The organism is Bacilli bacterium, from assembly GCA_035326105.1.
Lineage (GTDB): Bacteria > Bacillota_I > Bacilli_A > RFN20 > CAG-826 > UBA7706.
This window is the reverse complement of the sequence record DAOKYO010000001.1, coordinates 282,527-301,485: the sequence shown is the minus strand read 5'-3', so window position 1 is coordinate 301,485 and position 18,959 is coordinate 282,527. Positions and strand designations below refer to the sequence as shown.

The window sequence follows — 18,959 nt, the reverse complement described above, 5'->3', positions numbered from 1 at the left end:
CTTAAGATGCCAAATTTAGGAATGTATTAGAGACGGCTAATGGCGTTTGAGCATTCAAGGCAACAATCGGATCTAAAGGACGTAAACAATACTGGTATCCTTGCGAAGGAACATAGACACTTTTCCAAGCATCTACACCAAAAGTTGTCTTTACTTTTTGCTTTAACACGGAAACATTACGATATGCGTCGCCCCATCCATAATTTGTTAAAAAGTAAGTATCAGTTTGCCCATAAGCGATAACTGCATGATCAATGTCGGCCGTAAGCGCAAATCCAATTAATTGAGGACTTCCCCAGTTAAGTCTTTCGCTGGCCCGCTTGTAAGCATTCCCAGTTAAGGTATCCCAAAGGTTACCTTCAATATATTGGTATGTGTAGTAAGCTGAAATAAAACCAACCGATTTCATATAAGCTTCAAATACTTTTGGAACTTGTTTTCCATTAAGACTATAGTAGTCAGTTGAGCGATCAGCATATCCAAGTCCAACGCCAACATCAATTAATCTTTGATGGAAGGCTTCGGTTGAACCCGGTGAATAACTATAAGAAGCGATTGAAAAAGGCATATAGGCAGTAAAATTTTTAAATGTGTTATATGAATTCGGAATAATGTTATCGTTATAGAATGTGTCTAAATAGCTCAAATACATTTGAAGAGCAATGTATGCACATGATCCTTTTGCATTATATCCAAAGTCACTTAAGCGAGAAAAATATTGATAGTTAGCGACATAGGTATAAATACCATCCACCACAACGGGATCAAAAACATCATTTGCCGGAGCTATCAATGTTGCGTTCATTGATGGTAAGTCCTCGTCATCAGTGTATTCACTTGGAGGTATCACTCCATCCTCAATAATCTCGGCATTTTCCTGTTCGCTTTGATAGCGATCATCAATCCATTCCCGATCAAAATTTTCATTGGTTAATGGATTGCTATATTCTTCATTGTTGGCTGAATGAAGGTATTCAGTAGGACCAAGATAAACAAAAGAACCGGTATCGACATTGGTATAGATATAAGGATTATCCGCGGTAAGCGAATACTCGGTAAATAAGCCTTCTTCTAAGTCAAAGATGGAGTACCCTCCATCTTTAAAGCCGGTGGCCACATATCGAGGTTCATTAAGGCTGGAGTCTAAAAGCATTTGAAAGCATTCCGGTTTGCGGACGCCAAATACATCGGTTGTCGCTGCAACATATTGTTTTATTTCGTTCGTTGTCATCTGCTGAAAAATATCTAATCCTGTGGGTACTGTTCCCCAGAAAAGACGCGATATGACATTTGAACCAAGCATGATAAGCGTAAATAAATCCATTATGTTATCCTCTCTATCCCCCTAGAAAATAATATTGTTTTTTACTCGTTTTTTTTCGGTTAAATTAAAAAAACTTCTCAATTTTTATCTTGAGAAGTTTCAATTATCGATAAAATTAATATTATATTTGTTTTTTAGCCTTATTTTTGATGAACAATCCAAAGACAATTATCTCGTGAACAATTAGCGGCGCGCTCGAAATGAGAGCTAGAATCAACCATTCGGTAATACTTAATTCCACGGTATTAAAGGCCAGGGTTAAAAAATGTACTTCGGTAACTAATATCTGAAGTCCAAGCCCTAATATGAAAGCCACCCAAATTAGCCATTCCCGCGGGCGGAACAAACGGAATGCGCTCTTGCGTATGTTCGCCATACCCAGCATATGGAATAATTGGCTAATGCCTAAAACGGTAAAAGCAAAAGTTTCCGCTTTGCTCAAGGCCAAGGGATTATCGTTAAAGAAAGTGATTATTGCCGATAATGAGGTCGCGCCTCCGTTGACAACCGGCACATAAAGAAAAGCCAGCAAGGTGGTCACGGCGATTAAAAGACCGTAGCCAATCGTCACCTGAAGACCGCCGTGGGCAAAGAGTGATTCTTTGCTATTACGTGGCTTATCGCCCATAATATCCGGATCTTTGTCATCCGCCCCTAAAGCTACGGCGGGTAAGGAGTCAGTAATGAGATTAACAAAGAGAATTTGAACAGCGACTAGAGGAACCGGAAGTCCAAGAATAATCGCCAAAGTCATAACAAAGACTTCGCCGAAATTTGAACTTAAAAGGAACCAAACCGTTTTCTTTATATTCGAATAAATACCTCGACCCTCTTCCACGGCTTTTTCGATTGAGGCAAAGTTATCATCGCTCAGCACCATATCGGCCGCGCCTTTAGCCACATCAGTCCCAGTAATGCCCATAGCAATGCCGATATCCGCGGCTTTCAAAGAAGGCGCGTCATTTACTCCGTCTCCGGTCATTGCCACGATTTCGCCATTGGCTTTTAAAGCTTTTACAATCTGCACCTTGTTTTCCGGCGACACCCGAGCAAAAACTCGAACGTTCTTAACCTTATTTTGCAATTCCTCAAACGATAATTTATCAATAGCCTCACCCATTATTGCCTGCGTGGCATTTTCAGCTATACCTAATTCTTTCGCGATGGCAAATGCCGTATCGACATGATCGCCGGTAATCATAATTGTAACGATGCCGGCTTTCTTTAATTTTGCCACAGCATCCTTTGCTTCCGGACGTGGCGGATCAACCATTCCCACCAAGCCGATAAAAATGAGATTTTCTTCTTCAATCTGTTGCCCATTATATTCGTGTTTTGCCAAGGCGAGAACGCGCAAGGCACGATCAGACATCGCTTTGTTCGCCTTCATAATCGCTTTTTTGTCTTCTTCTTGAATCGGACGAATATCCCCGTCAATCTCGATACGGTTTGCCCTTTTCAGGATGGAATCCAGCGCGCCTTTGGTATAGATTATTTTATTCGCATTAACAACGTGGAGGGTGGACATCATTTTTCGGACGCTGTCAAAAGGCAGTTCTCCGATACGGGGAAATTCTTTTTCCAAATAGGCCTTTCGATATTCAAAAACATTAGCAAATTCCACCAGCGCAATCTCCGTCGGATCACCATAAACCCCGTTGTCGACACTGGCGTTGCTAGCCAAAGACATTCCCATCGCCAGTTCATCCAACTCTTTCTTTTTAAACCCGTATATATCGGCCGCTTTATTGTTGACGTAAGCTTGAACGACCGTCATCCGATTTTGAGTTAATGTTCCGGTTTTATCTGAACAGATAACACTTACCGCTCCTAAGGTTTCTACCGACGGCAGTTTTCTAACGATAGTGTTTACCTTTACCATCTTTTGCACCCCAAGCGACAAAACGATGGTTACCACCGCGGGCAATCCTTCGGGAACTGCCGCAACCGCTAAGGAAATTGAGGTCAAGAACATATCGAGAATGTCTCGCTTTTGAATAATTGCCACGATGAAAAGAAGCGTAACTACGCTGATAGCCAATATTCCAAGAATTTTTGAAAGGTCGGCTAAACGTTTTTGTAAAGGGGTTGCTTCATCTTTTTCCGCCGAAATAAGCTCCGCTATGCGGCCAATTTCTGTGTCTTTTCCAGTTGCGACAACCACACCTTCACCCCGCCCATAAGTTACGGGAGTAGACATATAAGCCATGTTTTGACGATCACCGAGCGGAACTTCGCCCGAAGGGAGAAAAGCCGCATCTTTTTCCACCGGCACCGATTCGCCCGTGAGCGACGCTTCACCAGCCTTCAAATTAATGGCCTCAATTAGTCTTAGATCCGCCGGTATTGTTCTACCTTCTTCAAGGATAACTATGTCTCCCACGACAAGATTTTCGGCTTTTATTTCACTCAGTATTCCATCCCGACGGACGATGCACGTTGGGGCCGAAAGTTTCTCTAAGGCCGCCAGAGCATTTTCGGCCTTCATTTCTTGGACCGTGCCAATTACGGCATTAACAATCACCACGAACATGATGATTATCGTATCAAGATAGTCCGTTTCCTTCTTCAGGATACTTATTACCAGCGAAATAACCGCCGCCGCCAGCAAAATATAGATAGTGACATCCTTCATTTGCGAAAAAAAGACTCCAATCAAAGTCTTCTTTTTTTTCTTCGGCAAAAGGTTCGGTCCGTTTGCATTCAACCGCTCCTTTGCCTCTTGTTCACTCAGTCCTTGCGTTGGGTTTGTCTTAAATTGATCAAACACCTTTTTAAGCGTTTCTCGTTCAATCATATTTTTCTCCTCTGGACTAAAATAAAAACCTTTAGTCCCAAAAAAACGGTACTAAAGGTCTGGTTCCCGAAAGATGTCGCGGGTCCTATCAACCAGGAATTGCTTCCGTAATGTTGGCGATAAGATGGTAACTACTCCCCTATTAGGAAACTCGAAAGAGTTCCTTGTAATTATAAGGTTAATATTTTTGTTTGTAAATAAAATTGAAAAGCAAAGACCCTCATTCCTTAATTAATAACAACTAAGAACAGAGCTGACTTTCGAGTTTTAAATTCGTAAACTAGTGAATTTCAAATTCCCAATCGGGGTTCGCGGCTTTAATTTTGGCGAGAGCCTCATCAAACAAAATGTTTTCTTTGGTCAAACGCGCGTTCGTTTCTAAGCGTTTTACCGCTCTTGGTCTGCGATTAATCGCGTAGGCACATTCCGTCGCGCTCTTGGCTACTATTCCCGAATAAAGAAGATATACCCGAATAGTTTCCAAGGCCCAATCCGCTCCGATAAGTCTTCTGATTTCATTGACTTGGCTGAGCCAATACTTTTCTATTTCTTCATCTGCAACCTTATTATTTATCATAATATATATCTTTTGTGCGGTTGCCCGAGCCAGAGTCGAGGTATTAATCTTATCTTTGTTGGCAATAATGGCATCGACAAGTTTTTCCGCTTCAATCAGGTTTTTTTGATCCTCAAAGTCGTATACCTTTAATAGATTGACACTAGCAGTAAGCGAAGTGATCTCCTCGAAGACGCGAATATCTTTAACTTCAATCCCTTGATAGTTTAAGCCCTGAATTCGCATTGTCTCATTATAGGCTTCAACATTGATGGGTTTTGAAATCAAAACCAAACGATATCCATCGTTAAGCGTATCCAATTTGAAGGGCATGATGTCATAAATCGCCAGCATCGCCCCTACCGAAGCAACAACCATTGCTCCTTGCTTGATGAAATTATCATTAGGAAGAAAACTATAAACCCCAAAAATTAAAATGGCAAATTCAATCACGAACAGCATTATTGGTCCCCAAATATAGGGTTTAGGATTCGATTTTGCCGTCTTCGGCATCACTTTGGTTTCACCGGTCAAACCGTCGAAACTTTGAAACCGAACCTTCCATCTTTTTTCCGTCCGATAAATACAAATACCGGCAAAATTAACGGAAATAATCTGATATTTTCCAAGTTTGGCACCGATAACATGGCCAAGTTCAAAGAGGAAAATATTTAAGACTGCGCCGATAATAATCGTGATGAGGGCAAATCCCACTCTTTCACTCGTAGCAAGCAGACCCAAATCATCAAGAGCGGGTCCAATTACTTGAATCCCGATAAAGATAGCGGCAACCATCATAATGGCATATACCATCAGAGTTAATAAATCGTCTTTTGTCATTGTTCTTTCTCCTATAATGCTAAAGTATATATTTCTTTAGCTACTTCCTCATCCATCGGCTTTAAAAAATGAAAAATCGGCGTTGTTCTTCCTTTGAATAAATGTTCAACCAGAACATTAATTTCCTTCTCGGTAATTTTAAAATCCTTTAAACCGGTCGGCATTCCCAATTCGTGAAAAAAGTTGGCGAAGAAATCTACCGCAGCAATACCATCCCGCTCCATATCGTTTGTGTTAACATTCAAAACATTGTGAGCAAATTGAGCAAACTTCTTGCCATCGATTTTTTGATAGTATTTTGCCCAAGCCGGGAATAAAACCGCTAATCCGGCCCCATGAGTAATATTTGGGTCATAAGCGCTCAATATATGTTCCATTTGATGAACCGGCATCAAGGGTAATTTTCCCATGGAAGTAATTCCATTATGCGAGTATGAACTCGCCAACATCAATGTTCCGCGCGCGTTGTAGTCAAAGGGATCTTGCATGGCTTTTCGGCCGGCAACAATCACCGACCTTAACAACCCTTCCGCTATAAAATCGGAAAACTCAATTTCATCCGATTGATTAAAATACCGTTCTAGCGTATGCATCATAATATCGGTGATACCGGCAGCCAATTGATAGCTTGGCACTTTGTAAGTCAATTCCGGGTTTTCAATAACAAACAATGGGCGATTGAGTTGCGAATTAAAGCCCATTTTAATTCCTAATTCCCGGCTGGAGATGACGCACGATGTGCTCATTTCGCTCCCGGCGGCAGCGATGGTAAGAATGACTCCTAAAGGTAGTCTCTTCTGGGGTTCAGCTTTATGAAGACTGATGTCAAAAGGATCGCCGTCATAGTCGACACCAACGGCAATAAGTTTAGCCGAATCGATAACCGAACCTCCACCGACAGCCAAAATAAAATCAACTTGTTCTTTTCTTACTAATTGAATGGCTTCGCGCACCAAAGAAACATCGGGGTTGGGTTCAACTCCGCCCAGTTTAATATAGTCCACTTTTGCTTCTTGAAGCGAATGCTCAACCGAAGCTAACAATCCCGAACGAATTACCGACCCTTGACCATAATGAATTAGAACCTTATGGGGACGATAGTCTTTAATAATCCGTCCGACCTCATTTTCTTTTCCCCGACCAAATATGACACGCGTCGGAGTTGAAATTTCAAATTCCCGCATCTTCATCCTTCCTTTTAGAGGTAAATTTGTTGATCGCATCCTCTAAGTAGTTATCGGCAATGACAGAGCATTCCCGGACCAACGTCTCGGGGTCGTCTTTCATTCCTCCATCAATCCATCTAACTACCATATAAACGAAGCTTGGGGCATAGAAATTGGAAATAAAACGTTTTTGATCTTCACTGAGTAATTCGTTTCCAGGCAATTTATTGATAACCTCTAATTGGGTGGAAAAAGTGGTTGAATAAAGAAATTCGATAAATAACTCGCGGCCGGCACTACTGAGTGTGTTTTGCACAAAAGCCGAATTTTCTTTGACATATTGGAATATGAATTTTAAAGCATCATCCCAGTTGGTGACCTGATCGAGATTTTCAACCGATTCATTGAGATAAATCCACGTCAGCAAATCATATATATTCCGAAAGTGATAATAGAATGTTTGCCGGTATACATGACAGTAGTCAGTCAAACGTTTAACGGTAATCTCATCCAGCGGCGTGACCGTCATCATGTGTTTTAGCGCTTCGCCTAATTTCAATTCCGTCTTCATTTATTTTGCTCCTTTGTCAGGGCAAGTGCAACTTCAGCGCCTAATTTGGCATTGTTTTTAATTAAGGCAATGTTCGCCTCAAGTGACTGTCCACCGGTAATCTCAACAATTTTCTTCAGTAAAAAGGGTGTGGTCTCTTTACCTTTTATTTTAAGTTTATCCGCTTCCGCTAACGCTTTTTGGATAGCAATTTCAATTTCATTCGGATCCATTGAGTAGGCTTCGGGAACCGGGTTGGTCAGCAAAATACCGCCCGCTAAATGATTTGTTCTTTTCGCATAAATTACCGCCGCCATTTCCGATGGGGAAGCGATTGCCGCATCAACTTTAAAAGGAGATGTCCTGGTATAAAAAGCCGGCAAAACATCCGTTTGATAACCATATACCGGAACACCATGCGTCTCTAAATATTCCAGGGTAAGTCCCAAATCCAAAATGGCTTTTGCCCCGGCGCAAATTACCGTTACATCCGTCTTAGCCAACTCTTCCAAATCCGCGCTGATATCGAAGGTGGTTTCGCCATGGCGATGAACACCGCCTATGCCCCCGGTGACAAAAATTTCGATGCCGGCTCTTTTAGCAACCATCATCGTTGCCGCTACCGTGGTCGCTCCCCATAATTTATGAGCAATAACATAGGGGAAATCGCGCCGCGAAACTTTGACAATTCCTTGCCGCTTACCAAATTCTTCAATCTCTTCTTTATTCATGCCCACAACGGCAACGCCATCAATAATTCCGATGGTTGCCGGTATCGCTCCCGCCTTTCGGATAACTTCTTCCACCTCCAAAGCGGTTTTGACATTCGCTGGATAGGGCATTCCATGCGAAATTATTGTCGATTCTAAAGCAACAATCGGTTGCTTATTTTCAATGGCGGCTTTAACTTGGGGATTAATTCTTAACATAATTTACACTCCTAATAGTATTTTCGACTTCGGGCCAGACGACCAAAGACCCAATCCAACAATAAGTATACTGGTATTGCTCCAATATTTATAAACAATAATTGTCGAATGTTTATCGCTTCTAAATAACGGAAGTCGACATCAAATAGATTCCAGCGCATATAGGCACTAAGCGCCACCACTCCGCCGGCAAGAGTGAATAAGGTTGAAAAGAGAATCACTCGGTAGCGGTTGAAAGGGAAACACACGCGGAAAAGAATAACAAAACTAAAGAAGTCCATTGTCAAAAATGACATTACCACCGCAGTTTCTTTGTATACAACATCGGTCGTACCATGATATATACCTTCAAAAGCATACATCGCAAAAAAAGTTAAAACTTGGAGAATCATCACAATCGCCGCCGGAAAGGCACGCAATATGACATTGCTCATAAAAGTTCCCTTAACCTTTGCGTAATTCGGTTGCATGGCCAAAAAGAATGCCGCCACACCAATCGTCGCTATTTCCCAGACATACATGTTTTGGGTTGAAAACGGATATGATACTTGCGTCGTCCGAGGAGTAACCACCGCCGCGATAAGAAAAGTTAAAGTTAAAGTGATGGTGAAGATGGTTTTTACTAAGAATAAAGACCATGTTCGCTGCAGATTGTTTATAACTCTTCTGCCCTCTTGAACAACCGAAGGGAGCGCGTTGAAATTAGAATCAAGCAATACCATATGAGCAACATGGCGCGTAGCTTCCGACCCACTGGCCATCGCCACTGAACAATCGGCGTGTTTTAAAGCTAAAATATCATTCACTCCATCGCCAATCATCGCCACTGTTTTATTGTCGCTTTTAAGTTTATTGATGATAACTTCTTTTTGTTCCGGAGTTACACGTCCAAAGACAGTTTTTGTCATTGCAATCATGCCGACGTCTTCATCGCTGAGTCCGGCTAAAGAAACCGGATCTTCCGCTCCCAGCACTCCCACGCTCTGACAAATCTCACCAACTGTCGTAGGATGATCACCCGAGATAACCTTTATTTGTACCCCGTTGTTTTTAAACCATTCCAAGGTTGTTGAAACGTCTTCTCTTATTCGGTCTTTAATAATAAGCAAGGCGACGGGGAGAATTTTTTTAGGAAGGCGACTTCCCTTGATGGTATCTTCGCTATGAGCGAGAAGTAAAACTCTAAGTCCGCGGCTCATATACTCGCGCTCCAAGTCGCTGATTTTGGCATACTCTTTCTTATCGAGAACGAAGTTTGCCGCTCCCACAACAAAACTGCCAGCCCCTTCAAAGGTAACAGCCGAGAGTTTGTCCGCACTATTGAAAGGAATAACTCCGGTCGATTTATAAGTGTCATTTAACGGGCAAGTATCAATGATTGCCTGGACCGTACTCGACTCATCTTTGGTCGCAAAGAAAAAGCTGCCCAACAATACTTCAATTTTTTTCTTATCAAAACTGTCATCGATTATTTTTATTTCATTTAATGCCATCGTTCCATCCGTTATCGTTCCCGTCTTATCAATACAGATAACATCCGTTCTGGCCAGCATTTCTATCGCATACATCTCCTGCACTAAAGTGCGCTTCTTGCCAAGATTAAAAACCGCGACGGCCAAAGTCATTGAAGTCAATAAGTACATTCCCGACGGAATCATCGAAACTAACGAACCTGACACGGCCTTTACGCTCGTAACTACATCAATCCCCTGATAAATATTACTCAATATCATTAAAGCCCCCGTCAAAAAGACAAAGGCACCGATGGTTTTAAAAAGTCCGTTGATCGCTCCCAGTAATTTTGACTTAGGGCGTTTAAAGGCTTTCGCTTTTTCTTGTAACTGGTTAATAAAGGTATCGCGACCAATGCGATTAACTTGCACATAGGCTTTGCCCGCCGTCACATATGAGCCGCCAAGAACTTGAAGACCAACACTTTTTTTAACCGTATAGGACTCACCGGTAAGCAGTGATTCATTAACGCTTAGCTCCCCATTTACCACAATTCCGTCGGCGGATACTTGGTCGCCGTTTTGCAGAAGAATAATATCGTCCAGAACAATTTCACTGACGGAAATGGTAGTTTGTTTCCCTTCGCGTATTACTTTTGCCTTCGGGGAAGTCACCAACTGAAGCTTCTCCACCATTCGCTTAGCGCGTATATCTTGATAAAGGCCAATAAACATATTAGAAAATAATATAACGAGGAAAAAAAGACCTCCGAAGTAACCGACGATAATCATCGCGGCCGCGATGATATAGAGAAGAACGTTAAAAAAGGAAAACACATTGGCATAAATTATATTCCAATAGGACTTGCCAACCCGTGTTTGCGAAGCATTGACGAGACCGTTAGTTTTTCTTTCTTGCAGTTGTTCCTGATTGAGGCCATAGGAAAAATCGACCGTGTAACGGACAATATCGACATTTTTTTTATATTTACGTCGATTGGAAAGTCGCTTCAAATTCATACACGAGGCCTCTTCTGTAATAATTTTATTATATAATAAAAACTACCACCATTGGTGATAGTTTTTTTAATTAAATGAATATTTATCGACTTAAAATCGAGTTTTTATCCATTTAGGCGAAATTTATTCGGTACGTAAAGCTACAACCGGATCCTTCCGCGCCGCCGCCCGAGAAGGAATAATGCCACAGGCCATTGTCAACAAAATATTTAAACCAACCAAAATAAGCGCATGGAGCGGATTCAAGGATGCGATTGCTCCCAGTCCGGCATCTGCATATAAGCTGTTCAAAATGGCATTAATCGGGAATGAGAATAGATAGGTGATTCCGATTCCAATCAGCCCGGCGAAAATGCCGATAATAAAGGTCTCGGCTTCAAATAGACGCCCAACATCTTTCTTTCGTGCTCCCAATGCCCGAAGAACACCGATTTCCTTAGTTCTTTCAATGACAGAAGTATACGTCAATATCCCGATCATAACCGAAGAAACAACCAAGGAAATGGAAGAAAATATAATTAAAACGATGCTGACGACATTGATCAGGGTCCCGATGGTAGCTGTTACGCTGGAAATCAAATCCGTATAGTAAACATGGTAGGGAGAGTCGCCGATTTGACTGGCATCTAGCCATTCTTGATCCTTAATCGCATTATAACGGTCAATTGCATCCTTAATTGCATCCTTCCCTTTTGAGTCTTTTGGAAAAACCGCCACGCTATAATATGGCGAATAGGTCATATCCAAGTAGGTTAAATCCGTAAGCCCGGTTGGTAAAAACTCCTCAAACCAATTGAGAAAGTAATGGTTGGTAAATGTCGCCCCAAGTTTTGTTCCTTCGCTGAGGTAATTGGTAAATTTGATTTTAGTAGGAATTCCATCGGACTCTGCAATCGGACTGTAGAAAGTAAAAAACTGGTCCACGAGAGGCGTCAAGAAAGTTTGGGCGTTAATTCCTTCGGGAATGCTGCTCACGATCGCCTGAAATTCAGCCTGCGTTTTATCAATTGTATAATTATATGCCAAATCTTGAGCGATCTGACTGGAACTGTTTTCCGCGAAAACATAATCGCTTAAAGCGCTGGTGTAACCAATGCCGTTATCCATCAAGTTGCTGTAAGGAGCATCTTCTCGAATCCGAAGAATACCGACAACGGATAAATCCAGTCCCTGACTGTCGTCATTATAAAGACCCGCCAGTTGCGTGCTTGTAGGTACGGCATACTGGGTAATTTCCTTATTTTCTCCGGTATAGACATCGCTTGCGCTAACCGAATCTTTCTTTGTGTAGTATTCATCATTGGTGAAAATCTTATATTTCTTACCGATTAAATCGTTAAAATCGATTTTTTCAAGATTCTGGTCTTCGCTAATTATTCCTAATTTTACAAGTGTGGATTTATTAATCTGATTATACTTATCGATGATTAAAGCCACTTCATTTTTGGCGCTTGGATATTTGGATTCGCTTCCGATTGGCTCATAGTATTCCCGAACAAAATTTTCATCGCCCAATAGTTCATGGAAACTTCCCGCCGGAACCGCAGATAAGTCTGAAAGGCTTGTATTTCCGGCGGCGATGACATCACCATCCGGATCCTCAGTTGTAAGGTGAAAATCCACCTGATAATTCTTAATCACACTGGAGGCATAACCAGGAGTCAATATATCCGAATCAATATAGTTTATTAAGTCGGTCGTAATAATGTTGCGTTTAATGGTAATCGCCGGAGATGCTTGGTCGGTATCGTCCTTAACAATAACCTCCTCGTCGACCGGAAAAGGATTCGGAGTGCTCCGGTCAAAACTGGTATTAATCATCATCGCATTGGTGTATATCCCCAAAGGATAAACAGAAAGCGTTCCTGATTCTACCCGATTAACATAGTTTTGAAATCCGTTGCTTACTGAAAGGACTAAAGCGACGCCGATTATGCCAAAGGAGGCGGCAACCGAAGTCATGATGGTTCTTCCCTTTTTGGTTCTGATATTTTTCCACGAGCTCTTCAAAGCACTGTAAAAGGACATAGATGTCCGTTTATTCTTTTCTTTGCCTTTTGAGATTTCATTTTCTATTTCGGGTTTGCTATCATCGGTAATTACCCCGTCTAGCATCCGAATAATTCTATTGCTGTACTCTTTAGCAATTTTCTCATTATGAGTAACCATGATAACAAGTCGCGATTTGGATATTTCCCTTAAAATATCCATCACCAGGCGACTGGTTTTGGTGTCCAATGCCCCGGTCGGCTCGTCGGCTAAAATAATGTCCGGGTTGTTTACTAAGGAACGAGCAATCGCCACTCTTTGCATCTGCCCACCCGACAATTGATTGACGCGTTTATGAGACTCGCCCTCAAGTCCCACTTCTTTTAAGGCTTGAAGTGCCCGCTCATGCCGCTCGCTGGCGCTTACTCCCGCCAATTGCATTGCCATTTCGACATTTTCAACCACATTAAGATGCGATATTAAATTGTAAGATTGAAAAACAAATCCGATACGGCGATTGCGGTAAGCATCCCAATCCTCATCATTGAAATCCTTAGTTGATTTTCCATCGATGACAAGATCGCCATCCGTGTAATGATCAAGGCCGCCGATAATGTTCAACATTGTGGTTTTGCCACATCCGGAGGGGCCAAGGATAGAGGCAAATTGCTGTTTGGGAAATGATAATGACACATCCTTCAAAACATGAAGAGGCCGCTTATCAACATAGTAATCTTTAACGATATTTTTTAACTGTAACATTCTATTTCCTCCTACAAAAGAAACGTATTGTTCGCTTAATTATAAGCGATTCAAAATAAAATACAAATAAATACAAAAAAATTATATTTATGGAGTTTTCCCGTCCTAATTAGAATTATATTAAAAATTATTTTAATTTACATTTTTTTGCGTTTTTTTTGGAAATAAATACTGATGATAGCGCTACACTCAGCCTCCAGCACCCCTCCCGTCACCTCAGGTCGATGATTAATTCCCGAAACCTCATACAAATGAGTGGACGACACCAATGCCCCGCCCTTCGGCTCTTTTGCTCCAAAATAAACATGACGAATTCGCGACCAAAGGATGGCGCCCGCGCACATGGCACATGGCTCAATAGTTACATATATATCGGCATTTTCAAGACGCCAGGAATGAACTTTTTTATTTGCCTTTCGCAGAGCAATAATTTCTGCGTGGGCACTTACATCCTGACTCTTTTCTCTTAAATTATGGCCGCGAGCAATTATTTTATTATCAAGAACGACTACCGCTCCAACCGGCACTTCATCCATAAGTTCGGCTTTAGCGGCTTCTTTTAAGGCGGCACGCATAAAAAACTCCGGTGTTCTTGTCATATATATTGCTCCTTTACTCGAAAAATAAAACCACCGCACATGAAACCCGATCTTAAGGCTGCTACGTTCCCGTCCTGACCTGGTTCGAAAGTTTTCCATCGCGATGGCGAAGTAATTATAACAATGTTTGATAATTTAGTCTATGTAGATAAGTAAATGCTCATTTTTTGCTTTCCTTTTAGCCTACAATACTTTTCTTGTTATTAAAAAAGGAAGAGGCATCAACTCCATCTTCCTTTGCGTTTAATTACTTGCGATCTTTCGATTTGATAATGGAAATGCCCCCCATAAAAGGCCGAAGCACTTCTGGAACAATCACACTTCCATCTTCTGTTTGAAATTGCTCAACAATTGCCGGGATTAGTCGACTAGTAGCTAAGCCGCTGGCATTGAGCGTATGACAATACTTTGTTTTGCCACTCTTTTGATCCCGATATCGAATCATGCCTCTGCGCGCTTGATAGTCGCGGCCATTAGAGGCACTGCTTACTTCCTTATATATTCCCATTGAAGGAATCCAAACTTCAACATCATAGGTCCGAGCCATCGAATGAGAACAGTCACCGGCGGCTAATTTGCTTATTTGAAAGTGCAGGCCTAATTTATCGACAAGACTGGTGGCTTTATTAACTAATTCCTCAAACGCAGCGTCGCTGCCCTCTTCGGTCGTGTACTGAACCATCTCAACTTTATTAAATTGGTAGCCTCTGATCATGCCCCGTTCTTCAGTGCGATAGCTACCCGCCTCTAAACGGTAGCAGGGAGTATAGGCAAAATATTTTTTAGGCAGTTCATTCTCCGAAAGAATCTCATTGCGGTGCAGATTAACCAAAGCCGTCTCAGCAGTCGGAAGCATAAACCGATGGGGTTCGATTCCGTCAAGCCAAAATACATCACTTGAGAACTTAGGAAACTGCCCGGCCGTATAGCCGGATTCATAGTTTAATAGATGCGGTGGCAAAATCATCGTGTATCCGTCTTTTAGATGTTCACTAATAAAGAAATTTAAAAGTGCCCACTCCAATTGCGCTCCAAGGCCGGTATATATCCAAGTGCCTGATCCGCTGATTTTTGCTCCTCGTTTGTAATCGATGAGTCCCAGCGATTCACACAATTCGACATGATCTTTCATCTTAAAACCAAATTCCGGTTTAACACCGATTGTTTTAATAACCCGATTGTTTTCTTTACCGCCTGGAAGGAGATCCTCATCTGGAGTGTTGGGGAGAACCTCAATAAACTTTTGAATGCGATCCTCAATTTCCCTTAACAATGCTTCCTTATCTTCATTGGCCTTTTTAAGAGTTTTAACTTGCTCAAAAATAGGACTTACGTCGCCGCCGGCTTTTTTTACTTGCGGGATGGAAGAAGAAAGTTTATTTTGCTCGGCTTTATTGGCCTCTACTTCCAAGAGAAGTTCCTTCCGTTTTTTGTCATCGTTAAGAAGGGGGGTAAAATCGACTTCCCATCCTTTACGCGCCAAAAGTTCCTTAATGTGTTCTCCGTTTTCACGAATTAAATTAATATCTAACATACCTTTTTCCTTTCAATAAAAAAACGTCCATAAAGGACGTATTTAACGTGGTACCACCTAAATTATCAATGAATATATTCACCGATATCTCATATTGCTAATAACGCTAGCCGCGGAGAGATTAATCTCGTTCTCGCAGGTGGAATTCATCCCTTATCAATTGACGCTCACACTGTCCGTCATTCGCTTGGATTGATTTTAAGACTACTAAGCCTGTTCCCTGAACAATTATATTTTATCTTAGTACAAAGTTTTTTTCAATTAAAGACCGTGTTATTGCTGCTATAAAAGCCATAAAATTAAGTACTGTTCGCATTTATTAACTCCGTAATGAAAAATATGGATATTATAATTTAAAAAAGTCGGGTCAAGTAATCTATAATACTTGTGTATGAAAAACGCTATTGATGTCACGTTATTATATATTGCCATTGTTTTAATTGTTGCCCTTGCAATTATTATTTTTGATCGCGAATTAAAGAAACATCACCGCAAGGTAACGATAATTAAGAACTTTCGCTTAAGTAAACTGATGATTTATTATCGTCAACCCATTAATGAAATTACATTGCCCACGATAATAATAAACTTTTTTTATTATGGTTATGCTTTATATTCGCTTGTTACCGTTATTCTCTACTGGATTAATAATAACTCCTCGTACCACAATCATCTTGCCGTCTATTCGACATTGATACTTTTGATTTTCTTACCTCTATTGCTCATCATCAGTTGGTGCTTTCCAAAAGAAAAATAGCCCTATTTGTTGACTAAGGTTAAATTTATATCCATCTCTTCGCTCAACAAGCCCGCATGATGAGCTTTCATAAACGGCTTTTCTTTTAATGAACTATAATAGAACCCATATTTATCTGTCGCAAGTGCAACATAGTCACCTAAAAATTCTTGAATATCCTTTTTCATCGGTTTTGGCCCGAAAATATTCTCCTGCAGAACTTCACTTTTGCTCTTGAGAAGAAAATATTGGCCATAATATTTTTTAAATAAACGAATAAATTCTTCCTCATGATGTTCCTTGACAAAAAAGGTAGCTGTCCGTGGTTCAAGCGCGAATGGGCGTTTTAATGTAGAAAAGAAGTCGGCATGTTCTTGAATATCAAAGAAGTGAACATCGGTCAGCCCATGGTCGGCCATTAATACAAAAAGCGTATCTTTGTTGTGCTTTGTTAAATTCCGAAGGAAAAAATCAATTCTTCGAATGACTCTTCGTGTCTTCCTGCCCGAAACCCCATCCATATGTATTGTATGATCGGGCTCTATCCAATAAGCATAAACCAAAGATTGGTCCTTGTTTTTAATTGCTTTACCAATCTTGCGGGTAAAAGAAAAAATGTTCTTCGCTCCCTTTGGCCGAAAAGAAGGCCAAACTTCCTCAACATCAATCTTTGGGCAATTTGCTTTAACAATTGAAAAAACATTTTGGTAACCATAGCGTTTGCTCATAATGTTTTCTCCTAAAATCTGTTTATTTTCCCATGGATCATAGTTTTGAAACACGTTCAGAGCCCGGTTGTCTTCGGCAAAATATTGCGTCCAACCCAACCAGCCTGTTTCCGAAGGAAAACGACCGGATAAAAAGGCATTTGTCGCCGCTACCGTTGTTGGCGGATAAACCGAAGTAATCCCGATAATATCATTATGAGTGAAAATAGACTTTCGCTTATTAACATTAATATCGATTATCGATTTTCCTAATCCGTCCAACAGAATAAAAACTATTTTTTTGTGTTGAGAAAGAATGCTATCCAAATCTAAAAGTGAGTCATTAAATTGCGGCTGTCCAAATCTTTTTAAGATTGAGTTGGAAACCGCAACCAAGGACCGCTTAGGATCTAGCCACCGGATAGACATTGCTATACTCCCTTAATCGCTTATATAAATCTCCCAGTCGAGGATATACTTTACGATAAACTTTTTTATATAAATATTCATACTGCTCATGGTTTTTCATATTTGGTTCAAAGCGGTCGGTGGGGTGAACCATTGACTTTATTGCCTCGCCGTAACCGTTGAAATCACCATGGGCAATAAAAGCCGCCATCGCCGTTCCTAAGGATGCCGTTTCATAGGTTTGAATTCTTGAGACCGGAATTCCAAAAATATCCGCGGTGATTTGACATATGGCATCGCTTTGCGAGCCCCCGCCGGAAACGCGAATTTCCTTAACTTTATGGTGCTGACGTTTTTCAATTCCCTCAAGTCCATCACGTAAAGCGAAGGCAATACCCTCGACTATGGCTCGGTACATGTGCACCCGCGTATGAACATCACTAAAGCCAATAATGGCCCCGCGTGCTTCAGGTCGCCGTAATCCCGGTCCCCAATAAGGCTGAAGAATCAATCCTTCACTACCGGGGGGAATCGCCAACATCTTGCGATTTAAGACTTCTTCCACCGCCAAATGTTCAATTTCCGCTTCCGCCGTTTCCGCGCCAGCAAACTCTTTCATATACCAACCTATCATCCAATATCCGCGATATATTTGCACTTCCATTTGATAGAATCCTGGAATTGGCGCCGGATAATCGGGGAGAAATGGTTCCGGTTCAATATACTTAGAATTATTCACTTCGATTGTTGAGGCCGTCCCATAGGAAATGGATGCCATATCTTTCATCGTACAACCGGTGCCGATAGTCTCGGCGCCTTTGTCGGTTCCCGTAGCATAAAACTCAAGTCCCTCGGGAATTCCGGTATCTTTGCTCACTTCAGCGCTGATCTTGCCTATCAATGAGCCGATCGGAACCAAATCAGGTAGCAAACGATGGGGTATGCGGAAGATCTGACCTTTCAAGGCGTTGTCTTGATAAAACTTCCGCTTTTTAAAATGTATCGGATAATGCCCGGTATAGTTCGCGGGGCTGTCTACTAATCGTCCCGATAGCTTATAAGTCAGGTAGGTGGATAAGGCCACATAATGATGAATGCGCGACCAATTTTCCGGTTCATTCTCCTGCAGCCATATCGCCGGAGTTCGCTTCATGTTTAGACGAATTGTTTCTTTCATTCCAACCAGCCAAAATAAAAAACGACGTGGCCATGAGAGTTTCTTCTTCAATTCGGCTTGACGTTGATCAAGCCAAAGAATCGAAGGACGGACAACCTCACAGTTCTCATCGAGAAAAACCGGCGTATCCCGAAAGGCGGTTATCGAAAAAGTCACAACCTGTTTCAGTAATTCGGGTTGACTTTTACTCAATGCCAAAGTGGCCTTTTTCATATGCTCCCAGTAAAAATTCGGATCCTGTTCTGCATATCCGGGCGCCGATGAAAAATATGGTTGCCCATAAGGGGATTTTTCCATAGCTAGAGTCGTTCCCGATTGATCAAAAATAACGGCTCGGACGCTCTGCGTTCCAAAGTCAATAACTAAGGCTAAAGGATTATTTTTTTTCATAACAAAACTACCTCGGCTATATTT

The 18,959-nt window shown here is 41.4% G+C and carries 13 protein-coding genes and 1 other RNA gene; 1 reads left to right on the top strand and 13 read right to left on the bottom strand.

Annotated elements, in window-relative coordinates; all coding sequences use genetic code 11:
* Position 1: 1 nt before the first annotated feature.
* The 11 genes from PKC96_01425 to serS all read right to left on the bottom strand — a co-directional run bounded on the left by PKC96_01425 (position 2) and on the right by serS (position 15,517).
* A complete protein-coding gene (locus tag PKC96_01425) occupies positions 2–1,324 on the bottom strand; it encodes a hypothetical protein (protein ID HML99985.1) in 1,323 nt (440 codons plus the stop codon).
* A gap of 121 nt (positions 1,325–1,445) precedes the next feature.
* Positions 1,446–4,121 carry a calcium-translocating P-type ATPase, PMCA-type gene (locus PKC96_01420; protein ID HML99984.1) on the bottom strand — a complete coding sequence of 892 codons (2,676 nt, stop codon included), beginning with the start codon at positions 4,119–4,121 and terminating at the stop codon, positions 1,446–1,448.
* Positions 4,122–4,401: 280 nt separating this feature from the next.
* Positions 4,402–5,517, bottom strand: coding sequence for a hypothetical protein (locus tag PKC96_01415; GenBank protein HML99983.1), 1,116 nt, complete (start codon positions 5,515–5,517; stop codon positions 4,402–4,404).
* A gap of 11 nt (positions 5,518–5,528) precedes the next feature.
* Positions 5,529–6,701: an iron-containing alcohol dehydrogenase gene (locus PKC96_01410; GenBank protein HML99982.1), complete on the bottom strand. Its 1,173-nt coding sequence runs from the start codon at positions 6,699–6,701 to the stop codon at positions 5,529–5,531.
* Positions 6,688–7,254 carry a TetR-like C-terminal domain-containing protein gene (locus PKC96_01405; protein HML99981.1) on the bottom strand — a complete coding sequence of 189 codons (567 nt, stop codon included), beginning with the start codon at positions 7,252–7,254 and terminating at the stop codon, positions 6,688–6,690. The genes PKC96_01410 and PKC96_01405 overlap by 14 nt, the downstream gene beginning before the upstream one ends.
* The gene (locus PKC96_01400) at positions 7,251–8,162 is read right to left on the bottom strand and encodes a pseudouridine-5'-phosphate glycosidase (GenBank protein ID HML99980.1); all 912 of its coding nucleotides are present in this window, start codon (positions 8,160–8,162) and stop codon (positions 7,251–7,253) included. Before PKC96_01400 ends, PKC96_01405 begins: the two co-directional genes overlap by 4 nt.
* Positions 8,163–8,173: 11 nt before the next feature.
* Positions 8,174–10,633 (bottom strand): HAD-IC family P-type ATPase, encoded by a 2,460-nt coding sequence (locus tag PKC96_01395; GenBank protein HML99979.1) that lies wholly within the window; start codon positions 10,631–10,633, stop codon positions 8,174–8,176.
* Between the two features lie 123 nt (positions 10,634–10,756).
* Positions 10,757–13,384, bottom strand: coding sequence for an ABC transporter ATP-binding protein/permease (locus tag PKC96_01390; protein HML99978.1), 2,628 nt, complete (start codon positions 13,382–13,384; stop codon positions 10,757–10,759).
* Between the two features lie 137 nt (positions 13,385–13,521).
* Positions 13,522–13,983: a tRNA adenosine(34) deaminase TadA gene (gene tadA / locus PKC96_01385; GenBank protein HML99977.1), complete on the bottom strand. Its 462-nt coding sequence runs from the start codon at positions 13,981–13,983 to the stop codon at positions 13,522–13,524.
* 22 nt (positions 13,984–14,005) lie between these two features.
* Positions 14,006–14,094: signal recognition particle sRNA small type (gene ffs, locus PKC96_01380), an RNA gene on the bottom strand.
* Positions 14,095–14,230: 136 nt separating this feature from the next.
* The gene (gene serS / locus PKC96_01375) at positions 14,231–15,517 is read right to left on the bottom strand and encodes a serine--tRNA ligase (protein HML99976.1); all 1,287 of its coding nucleotides are present in this window, start codon (positions 15,515–15,517) and stop codon (positions 14,231–14,233) included.
* A gap of 391 nt (positions 15,518–15,908) precedes the next feature.
* Between serS and PKC96_01370 the strand changes: the two genes are divergently transcribed.
* Complete coding sequence (locus tag PKC96_01370) at positions 15,909–16,274, top strand: hypothetical protein (GenBank protein HML99975.1); 366 nt, start codon at positions 15,909–15,911, stop codon at positions 16,272–16,274.
* A 2-nt stretch (positions 16,275–16,276) separates the two neighbouring features.
* Here the strand turns inward: PKC96_01370 and PKC96_01365 are convergent, their stop codons facing one another.
* Both PKC96_01365 and PKC96_01360 read right to left on the bottom strand, forming a co-directional pair.
* Positions 16,277–17,389, bottom strand: coding sequence for an alkaline phosphatase family protein (locus tag PKC96_01365; GenBank protein HML99974.1), 1,113 nt, complete (start codon positions 17,387–17,389; stop codon positions 16,277–16,279).
* Positions 17,364–18,935, bottom strand: a complete 1,572-nt coding sequence (locus PKC96_01360; protein HML99973.1) for an FGGY-family carbohydrate kinase — start codon at positions 18,933–18,935, stop codon at positions 17,364–17,366. Before PKC96_01360 ends, PKC96_01365 begins: the two co-directional genes overlap by 26 nt.
* Positions 18,936–18,959 lie beyond the last annotated feature (24 nt).